Here is a 9802-nt window from a genome sequence, read left to right as displayed (position 1 = left end):
AGCGAGCAGGGAAAAGGAACAACCGTAGAGGGAATCACCTATGATGCAACTGAATACAAGATCACGGTAACCGTAACGGATGACGGAAAAGGAAAACTGGTAGCAAGTGCAGATCGGAAAGTGGATGAGCTGAATTTTACCAACACCTATAAGGCAACCGGCTCCACAACCCTCACCGCAACCAAGACCCTGACTGGACGTTCTTTCCAGTCTGGTGATAACTGGACATTCACAGTAACAGCATCTCCGACAACTGCCCCGATGCCGGAACATCCAGTCGTTACCACAAGTGCAACCAGTGGAAACAGCGAAACTCTTAATTTTGGAAAGATTAACTACACACTTAAAGATGTTGGAACCTACGTTTACACAATTACCGAGTCTGGAAATATAACCAACGTAGAAAACGATCCGAACACAGCAAGAACTGTGAAAGTTATCGTTACAGACAACGGAGATGGAACACTTAAGGTTGAGCAGATAGAAGATGCCAAAAATGGTTTAACTTTCACCAATAAATATGCGGAAGGTGAAACTACACTTGGTGTAACCAAGGTATTAAGCGGTCGTGAATTTAAGGCTGGAGATGCATGGACATTCAACCTGACAGCAGATTCTGAAACTGCTCCAATGCCGGCAGAAACAAGTGTAACAACAACTGCAACAAGTGGAAACAGACAGTCATTGACCTTTGGAACTATCAAGTACAGCCTTGCAGATGTTGGAAATACCTATACCTATACAATTACCGAAAGCGGAAGCGGAGAGGGCGTAACCAACGATCCAAACGCAACCCGTACCGTAACAGTAACTGTAGCAGAAGGCAGTGACGGCAAGCTTGCCATCACCAGAACAGAGTCTGAAGGTGGAACCGTATTTACCAATACTTATAATGCTGCCGGAAGTCTCACATTGGAAGCAAATAAGGAGCTTAAGAATAAAACTCTTGCAGCTGATGCATTTAGCTTTGAGCTGAAAGAACTGACTGCTGAGAATACAAAGGTTCTTGAGACAATTCCTAACGAAGCTGACGGAAGTGTGAACTTTACCACAATTAATTACACACTTGCAGACGTTGGTACTCATACTTATACAGTATCAGAAGTTAAGGGAAGTGATGGAACTGTTACTTATGACGGAACTGTTTACACAGTAGAGGTAACTGTGACAGATGCCGGAAATGGAACCTTGAATGTAAGCAAGGTTATTAAGAAAAATGGTGAGAAAGTAGATTCCATTGATTTCACGAATACTTATGTAGGAGAAATCGAGATTGCTGGAACCAAGACCTGGAATGATAATAATGACCAGGATGGAATACGTCCAACAAGCATTACCGTAAACCTTTTTGCAAATGGTGAGAAAGTTAAAGATCAGAAGGTAACTCCTGATGGAAATGGAAATTGGAATTATAAATTTGAGAAACTTCCAGAGTACAATGAGAATGGAAAAATTACTTACACCGTAACCGAGGATGCAGTTGCTGGCTACACCACCGAGAAGGTTGGAAACAACTTCATCAACACTCATGTACCAGAAACCACCGAGATTAGCGGAACCAAGACCTGGGATGATGCAGACGATCAGGATGGCAAACGCCCAGAGAGCATTACTGTGAAACTTCTTGCAAATGGAGAAGAAGTGAACAGCCAGACGGTAACTCCAAGCGAGGATGGCAGCTGGGCCTACAGCTTCACTGACCTTCCGAAGTTCGCAAATGGCGAGGAAATTACCTACACCGTAAGCGAGACCCCGGTAGAGGACTACACCACAACCTATGATGGCTACAACATCATCAACAGCTACACCCCAGGCCAGACCAGTGCAACCATTACCAAGCTGTGGGCTGATGCAGATAACCAGGATGGAATCCGTCCGGAGAGCATCACCGTAACCCTTCTTGCAAATGGCAAGGAAACAGAAACAACAGCAACTCTGAAGGCAGCCAACAACTGGACTGAGACCATAACCGGTCTTCCGGAGAAAGCTAACGGAAAAGCAATCGAGTATACCTGGGCAGAGAAAGATCTTCCAGATGGATACGAACTGACCGATAACAGCACCGACGGAACCGTTACAACCCTGACTAATACTCATACCACAGCGGTTACTTCCCTTAGCGGAACCAAAACCTGGGATGACGCGGACAATCAGGATGGCAAACGTCCGGAGAGCATTATCATCAATCTTTTTGCAGATGGCAAACAGATTGAGAACAAGACTGTAAAAGCAGATGCACTTGGTAACTGGGCTTACAGCTTCACCAATCTGCCGAAATTTGCAAATGGCAAGGAAATCGTTTACACCGTAACCGAGGATGCAGTTGAAGGTTATACCACCGAGATGGATGGAAACAACTTCATCAACAGTTATAAACCAGAAACAACCGAGATCAGCGGAACCAAGACCTGGGATGATGCAGACGATCAGGATGGCAAACGCCCAGAGAGCATTACTGTGAAACTTCTTGCAAATGGAGAAGAAGTGAACAGCCAGACGGTAACTCCAAGCGAGGATGGCAGCTGGGCCTACAGCTTCACTGACCTTCCGAAGTTCGCAAATGGCGAGGAAATTACCTACACCGTAAGCGAGACCCCGGTAGAGGACTACACCACAACCTATGATGGCTACAACATCATCAACAGCTACACCCCAGGCCAGACCAGTGCAACCATTACCAAGCTGTGGGCTGATGCAGATAACCAGGATGGAATCCGTCCGGAGAGCATCACCGTAACCCTTCTTGCAAATGGCAAGGAAACAGAAACAACAGCAACTCTGAAGGCAGCCAACAACTGGACTGAGACCATAACCGGTCTTCCGGAGAAAGCTAACGGAAAAGCAATCGAGTATACCTGGGCAGAGAAAGATCTTCCAGATGGATACGAACTGACCGATAACAGCACCGACGGAACCGTTACAACCCTGACTAATACTCATACCACAGCGGTTACTTCCCTTAGCGGAACCAAAACCTGGGATGACGCGGACAATCAGGATGGCAAACGTCCGGAGAGCATTATCATCAATCTTTTTGCAGATGGCAAACAGATTGAGAACAAGACTGTAAAAGCAGATGCACTTGGTAACTGGGCTTACAGCTTCACCAATCTGCCGAAATTTGCAAATGGCAAGGAAATCGTTTACACCGTAACCGAGGATGCAGTTGAAGGTTATACCACCGAGATGGATGGAAACAACTTCATCAACAGTTATAAACCAGAAACAACCGAGATCAGCGGAACCAAGACCTGGAACGATGCAGAGGATCAGGATGGTAAACGTCCGGAAAGCATTACCGTAAGACTTCTTGCAAATGGAATCGAGAAAGACAGCCAGACTGTGAAAGCTGATGAGGCTGGCAGCTGGACTTACAAGTTTACGGACCTGCCGAAATATGAAGCAGGAGAAGAAATTGTTTACACCGTAACCGAGGATGCTGTTCCGGATTACACAACGGAAATCAGCGGTTACGATATCACCAACAGCTACGCACCTGGCAAGACCAGCGTAACCGTTACCAAGGCATGGGGTGACAACAATAACCGCGATAATCACAGACCAGGCGCAATCAAAGTACAGCTGAAAGCGGACGGTGTGAACAGAGGCGAGGAAATTACCCTGAATGCAGAGAACAACTGGACCTACACATGGTCTGACCTTGACCAGAAGAAAGCCGGTAAGGACATTGCCTACACCGTAGAAGAGACTGGAAAAGCAGCTGGTTACATTTCCGCAGTAACAGGAAATGCAGAAGAAGGCTTTATCATTACCAACACCATTACCTCCGTGAAGATCAGCAAGGTAGACATCACCGACCAGAAAGAACTGGCAGGTGCTCATATCCAGGTGATCGACAAGGATGGAAATGTCGTAGAAGAGTGGGATTCCACATGGGAAGCTCACGAAGTAACTGGCCTGAAGCCTGGCGAAACCTATACCCTTCGCGAGACGGTAGCACCAGAGGGATATACTTTGACCAGCGATACCACCTTTACCCTGAAAGAGGATGGAACCGTTAACAAAGATACTACCACAACAACCATATCAGATAATGGAACCCTCCTGGTAGAAGACAGCAGAACTTCTGTAAAAGTAAGCAAAGTAGATATTTCCGACGGAGAAGAACTGGAAGGTGCTCACATCCAGATCATTGATCAGGACGGAAACGTGGTAGACGAGTGGGATTCCACCAAGGAAGCTCATGTTATCGAGAAACTGAAAACCGGTAAGACTTACACTCTTCGTGAGACTGTAGCGCCAGACGGATATTTACTTACAAGCGACACTACGTTTGTTCTGAAAGAAGACGGAACAGTAGATGCAGAAAAAACAACAGCTGTTTCCAAGGATGGTGTTTTACTTGTACAGGATAAACTGGCAACCTCAGCATCTATTGCAGTAACCAAGAAACTTACCTATATTGGTGAAAGTCTGGCAGCAAGAGATCAGACCTTCTATGTAGCCCTGTATTCTGACAAAGAGTGCACACAGAGAGTTTCCGATGTGAAAGCTCTTGTGTTCAAGAATGCAGATGCTTCCACCGTAGTATTCTCAGAGAATATTAAGGCAGGCAAGACATACTACATTGCAGAGTGTACACAGGATGGAATTTCTCAGACGATCGGCGCTCTTGCAGATGGAACCGTCTATGAAGCTGTATTTGGCAATGGTAACTCCACAACAGTAACCGAAGTCAATGGAACAACAACCGTTTCCTTCGAAAATGTGTTCAGCAGCTTCCCGCCAGATGGATTCTACAAACAGGGTCAGCTGACAATTACCAAGAAGGTTCTCGGCGCAGATGGAGGCACCAGAAACAGCAACGAGGTATTCTATGCAGGTATCTTTGATGATGCGGCTCATACACAGCTTTCCCAGCAGGTTGAGCAGAACATTATCAAGCTTGATATGGACGGTGGCTATGAAGTAAGTGAGACCATCAATGTAGGTCTTGCCCAGTCAGGTGCAAAGGTAACCCTGTATGTAACGGAAACTGATTCCAACGGAAAACCAATTGCAGGCTCCGAAGGCTTTGGATATAAAGTTACCGTAAGTGCAGATTCTGTTACACTTGATGAAACGAATATGACAGCAGGAGTAGTCATCACCAACCAGGAAGAAAGCACAGTAACAGAAACACCAACACCTACCCCTTCTTCCGATGGTGGAAATAGTGGTGGCTCCGAAGATCATTCCGGCGGCTACGGCGGTGGCAAATCACCGAAGACCGGAGATGATACCCCGATCGGAACTTATCTGATGCTTCTTCTTGCAGCCGCAATGCTTGCAGCCGAGACTGAAAGACGCCGCAGAAGAAACAAAAGACAGTAAAGCAAAACAAGGTTTCTGACCAGATCGGAACCATAACAAAGCAAGTACAAATGAAGGCGGTCCGCACACAAAGCGGATCGCCTTTTTGCAGGTGCCCCTTAGCTTTTTGCGCAATTAAGGAAAACTACAGAACAGTCCTGTGGTTCTGGTTTTGCAAAAAAGTAAAAAAACTTTCCTGAAAAGTGGAAAAACATCCCGAAGAAAGAGTTGACGAAACAGCCCTACTGGTATAATGAAGTCAAATTAAAGGATATTACATTTGGGAATGACTTTATAGATTTCAGGAGGTTTCCATTATGAGAAAGAATACATTAAAAAAAGCAATGGCAGTTATGATTTCAGCGACAATGCTGGTGACAGGATATACAGTAGTTTCCGCAGAAGGATTTACAGATGCGGAGGCACTTGCAGAGATGGATGCTTTTACTACAGGTGATGAAGCTGTATATGTGGAAGAAGTTCAGCCGGAAGTTGCACAGACTGAGGAAGTTCAGACAGAGCAGACTCAGACAGAGGCTCAGCCGGAGGTTGCACAGACCGAGGAAGCTCAGGTAGAAGAGCCTCAGGCAGAAGAAGCGCAGGATGAGTTCCAGACCGGAGAAGCTGCAGAGGAAGCCGCTTTTGTTGATGGATTCACAGATAGCTCTGCAGAAGCTGATCCAGCTGAGTTTACCGATGGAACTGGTGAAGTTGGAGATGCAGTAGAAACTACCGTAGATTCCGATTTCCGTTTCGAGAACGAAGAAGTCATTATCACTGCAAAAGTGTTTGATGAGACAGCTCTTCCAGAAAACGCTGAAATGAACGCTGTAAAGCTTGAAGCTGGCAGTGAGAAATATGAAGAAGCAAAACAGGCTTCCATCAGAGACCTTGGAACAACAGAAGACGACGAGTACACTTTCTACGACGTAACCTTCATCGCAGATGGTGTTGAGATCGAAGTTCCAGACGAAGCAGTCGTAATTAATATGGAATTCAAAAATGTTGCATCAGAGGAAAACGAAACCCAGAGCGCCCTCCACATCCAGGAGACAGAAGCTGGCGTAGTTGCCCAGGACGTAACCGCACAGTCCGCAGACGGAACACTGAAATCCGTAGGATTTAACTTCTAAAATTCAATAACCGCAAGCAGATACAGGACTTTCTGAGAAATCGGAAAGTCCTTTTTGTATAATCAAAATTTCATCTATGCTGCTCCCGCCACGCCCGCGGTGAAACCCCATACACATTTTTAAAAGCCCGGGAGAAGTGGAGGGCGTTTTCGTAGCCTACGGCAGAGCCGATATCTCCTATAGATAATGTGGTCAGCTTCAGCAATTCCGCCGCTTTTGTCATGCGGTAATGAATGAGAAATTCCTGTGGAGAGCGTCCTGTGCTGGTGCGGAAAATTCGTCCCAGATAGCTTCTGTTAATACCGCATACAGCTGCCACATCCTCAATAGAAATATCATTCTGGAAGTTCTGTTCGATATAATTTATTGCCTCTTTTATATAATAATCACTCATTTTACTGGTGGCGGCAGGCTGCGGTCTGGCAACAGATTGCGCAAGCAGATCCGCAAAAAGATAGAAATGTCCCATCAGATGAAAAGGAGATTGCTCTGAATTCTGAGAAATGTAAATCAGTTCATCCACCATCTTTTTTCGTGCCTCCCTGGAGTGGGCCATATAGACTGGCGCATCCTTGGAAAAGCCACAAACGTTGAGGATTTCTGTGGTACGCAGCCCGTCAAACTCCACCCAGACGTATTCCCATGGTACCTGAATATCTGCCACATAAGTGGTGATCTGTCCTGGAAAAATCATAAATCCCTGTCCGCTCCGAACCTGATAATTTACATTCTGCCCCTTGGAATTCGTGGCCATCAGGGTGCCTGTTCCGGAAAGAACATAGTGAAAAAGATAGTGATTCCGCGTTGCCGGACCAAATAAATGTCCGGGAGTACACTTCTCATGTCCATATTGGTAAAGGCATAGATCAATGAAAGTTTCGCTCGGAAAAATGTGAAAGTTGTTATCCATATACGGAATCCTCCTGTTACATTTGCTGATAATATATCATAATGCGATAATATATTTCATTATACCATAAAAAACCATCATAAAGGCATAAAATAAGAAAAATTAAGCTATTTAAGTGTTGATTTTGGTATGCTATACTTAACACATCATAGAAAAAGGAGGCCCCACTCATGGCAATCACCTTCAACGAAACAACCCGGATCTTTACCCTCACCACTGCCCACACTACCTATCAGATGCAGGCGGATGCTCAAGGGTACCTTTTGCACCTGTATTATGGTGCCAGAACTGCAGGAGAAATGGACTATCTTCTGAATTATGGAGACCGTGGCTTTTCTGGAAATCCGAATTCAGCAGGCAGCGACAGAACCTATTCTCTGGATGCATTGCCACAGGAATATCCATCACTTGGCACAGGAGATTTCCGAAATTATGCGTTAAATATAGAGAATGCAGATGGTTCCCAGTGCTGCAATCCGGTTTACATAACACATGAAATTGCGGCTGGAAAATACACTCTGAAAGGTCTTCCATTCGTCCGTGCAGAAGAAAATGAAGCGGAAACTTTGAAGATTATACTGGAAGATCCTGTTACAAAAGTAGAGCTTCGTCTGCTCTACGGAGTACTGGAAAAAGAAGATATTATCACCAGAAGTGTGATAATTAAGAATGCTGGAAAAGCCCCTGTAACAGTAAAAAAAGCCCAGTCTGCATGCCTGGATTTCCTTCACGGAGACTATGATCTGATCAAATTTTATGGCAGACATGCTATGGAAAGAAACATGGAAAGAATGCCGGTTTCCCATGAAAGCACCCGAATTGGCAGCCGCCGTGGAACCTCCAGCCACCAGTATAATCCAGGGGTAATCCTTGCAGGAAAAAACACAAATGAAGACAGCGGAAGCTGCTACGGAATGCTGTTTGTATACAGTGGAAACTTCCTTGTAGAAGCAGAAAAGGACCAGTATGATCAGACCAGAATCCAGATGGGTCTGACTGATGAACTGTTTGCATATCCCCTGGAAGCCGGAGCTGAATTTACCGCGCCAGAGGTTATTTTATCCTACACAAACAAAGGTCTTTCCAGGCTTTCCCAGCAGTACCATCACTGCATTATGAATCATATCTGCCAGGGAAAATACGTCCATGCAAATCGTCCTGTCCTGATCAACAGCTGGGAAGCCGCATATTTTGATTTCACCGGAGACACCATCGTAGAGCTTGCAAAGGAGGCAAAAGCGCTTGGAATCGATATGGTGGTTATGGATGATGGATGGTTCGGAAAGCGAAATGACGACAATTCTTCTCTCGGCGACTGGTATGTGAACGAGGAAAAATTAGGCGGAACTCTGACGAAATTAATCGAAAGAGTAAACGCAGAAGGCGTGAAATTCGGTATCTGGATTGAGCCTGAAATGGTCAGTGAGGACAGTGATCTTTACAGGGAACATCCGGACTGGGCAATTACAATTCCAGGCCGCAAGCCTGTTCGTTCCAGAAACCAGCTGGTCCTTGACTTTTCCAGAAAAGAAGTACGTGATGAGATATTTAAACGTATCTGTGCAGTTCTGGATCAGGGGAATGTGGAGTACATTAAATGGGATATGAACCGCAGCCTGGCAGATATTTATGCACCAAACGTGACCTATGATTATGTTCTTGGGGTGTACGATTTCCTGGAAAAACTTACGAACCGTTATCCGGATATTCTTATTGAAGGCTGCAGCGGAGGCGGCGGAAGATTTGATGCCGGAATGTTGTATTATACGCCTCAGATCTGGTGCAGTGACAACACAGATGCTATTAATCGTACACGGATTCAATATGGAACCTCCTTCTTTTATCCGGTAGCAGCAATGGGTTCACATGTGTCAGCAGTGCCAAACCATCAGACCGGAAGAGTGACCAGTATGCATACAAGAGGCGTTGCAGCTATGTCTGGAACCTTTGGCTATGAACTGAATCCCGCACTTTTAAATGCAAAGGAAAAAGCAGAAATCCGTGCCCAGCTTGCCCAATACAGGGAGTATCAGGAATTGATCCGTGAAGGAGATTATTACCGTCTTTCCAATCCTTTCCAGGATAATTTTGCGGCCTGGATGGTGGTATCAGATGACAGATCCAAGGCACTGGTAAGTGTGATAAGACTTACAGCAGAAGCCAATCCGCCGGCAGCATACGTTACCTTAAAAGGAATGGAAGAGGATGCTTTTTATCGGGAAAAAACTACCGGAAAAGTATATCCGGGAGCTGCACTTATGGAGGCTGGAATACTGCTTCCTGCTGCGGTGAGCGAATATGAAGCATACCAGATAGAACTGGAGCGTGTTTGAAAAATCAATGATTATGTTTTCATAGTCGTTAAGTTAATTTTACCATTCTTTTGTGAAGAAAAAAGGAGAAAAGGTTTATAAACTGGAAAGATTGTTTTTTTATATATTCTGAG

The 9802-nt window shown here is 45.3% G+C and carries 4 protein-coding genes; 3 read left to right on the top strand and 1 reads right to left on the bottom strand.

Annotated features, from left to right (window positions below; all coding sequences use genetic code 11):
* Together AB5Z12_RS10495 and AB5Z12_RS10490 are read left to right on the top strand one after the other, a co-directional pair.
* Positions 1–5334 (top strand): Cna B-type domain-containing protein (locus AB5Z12_RS10495; RefSeq protein ID WP_368368633.1); only part of this gene is annotated, 5334 nt, incomplete at its 5' end.
* A 296-nt stretch (positions 5335–5630) separates the two neighbouring features.
* Positions 5631–6446 carry a hypothetical protein gene (locus AB5Z12_RS10490; protein ID WP_368357196.1) on the top strand — a complete coding sequence of 272 codons (816 nt, stop codon included), beginning with the start codon at positions 5631–5633 and terminating at the stop codon, positions 6444–6446.
* A 70-nt stretch (positions 6447–6516) separates the two neighbouring features.
* On the opposite strand, the gene AB5Z12_RS10485 is transcribed toward AB5Z12_RS10490, so the two are convergent.
* The gene (locus AB5Z12_RS10485) at positions 6517–7356 is read right to left on the bottom strand and encodes an AraC family transcriptional regulator (protein WP_173716070.1); all 840 of its coding nucleotides are present in this window, start codon (positions 7354–7356) and stop codon (positions 6517–6519) included.
* A gap of 170 nt (positions 7357–7526) precedes the next feature.
* Here AB5Z12_RS10485 and AB5Z12_RS10480 point away from each other — a divergent pair, with 170 nt between their 5' ends.
* Positions 7527–9689, top strand: a complete 2163-nt coding sequence (locus AB5Z12_RS10480) for an alpha-galactosidase (protein WP_173716071.1) — start codon at positions 7527–7529, stop codon at positions 9687–9689.
* The last annotated feature ends 113 nt before the right edge of the window (positions 9690–9802 follow it).

The sequence above is a fragment of the Ruminococcus sp. RTP21358st1_G6_RTP21358_211008 genome, from assembly GCF_040908885.1.
In the GTDB taxonomy this organism is placed as follows: Bacteria; Bacillota; Clostridia; order Lachnospirales; family Lachnospiraceae; genus Blautia_A; species Blautia_A faecis.
The sequence above is the reverse complement of the archived record's forward strand: the minus strand, read 5'-3'. Positions and strand labels throughout refer to the sequence as shown.

Coding starts and splice junctions, on each gene's coding strand:
- AB5Z12_RS10485 (WP_173716070.1), bottom strand. CDS start 7,356: ATGGATAACAACTTTCACATTTTTCCGAGCGAAACTTTCATTGATCTA.
- AB5Z12_RS10490 (WP_368357196.1), top strand. CDS start 5,631: ATGAGAAAGAATACATTAAAAAAAGCAATGGCAGTTATGATTTCAGCG.
- AB5Z12_RS10480 (WP_173716071.1), top strand. CDS start 7,527: ATGGCAATCACCTTCAACGAAACAACCCGGATCTTTACCCTCACCACT.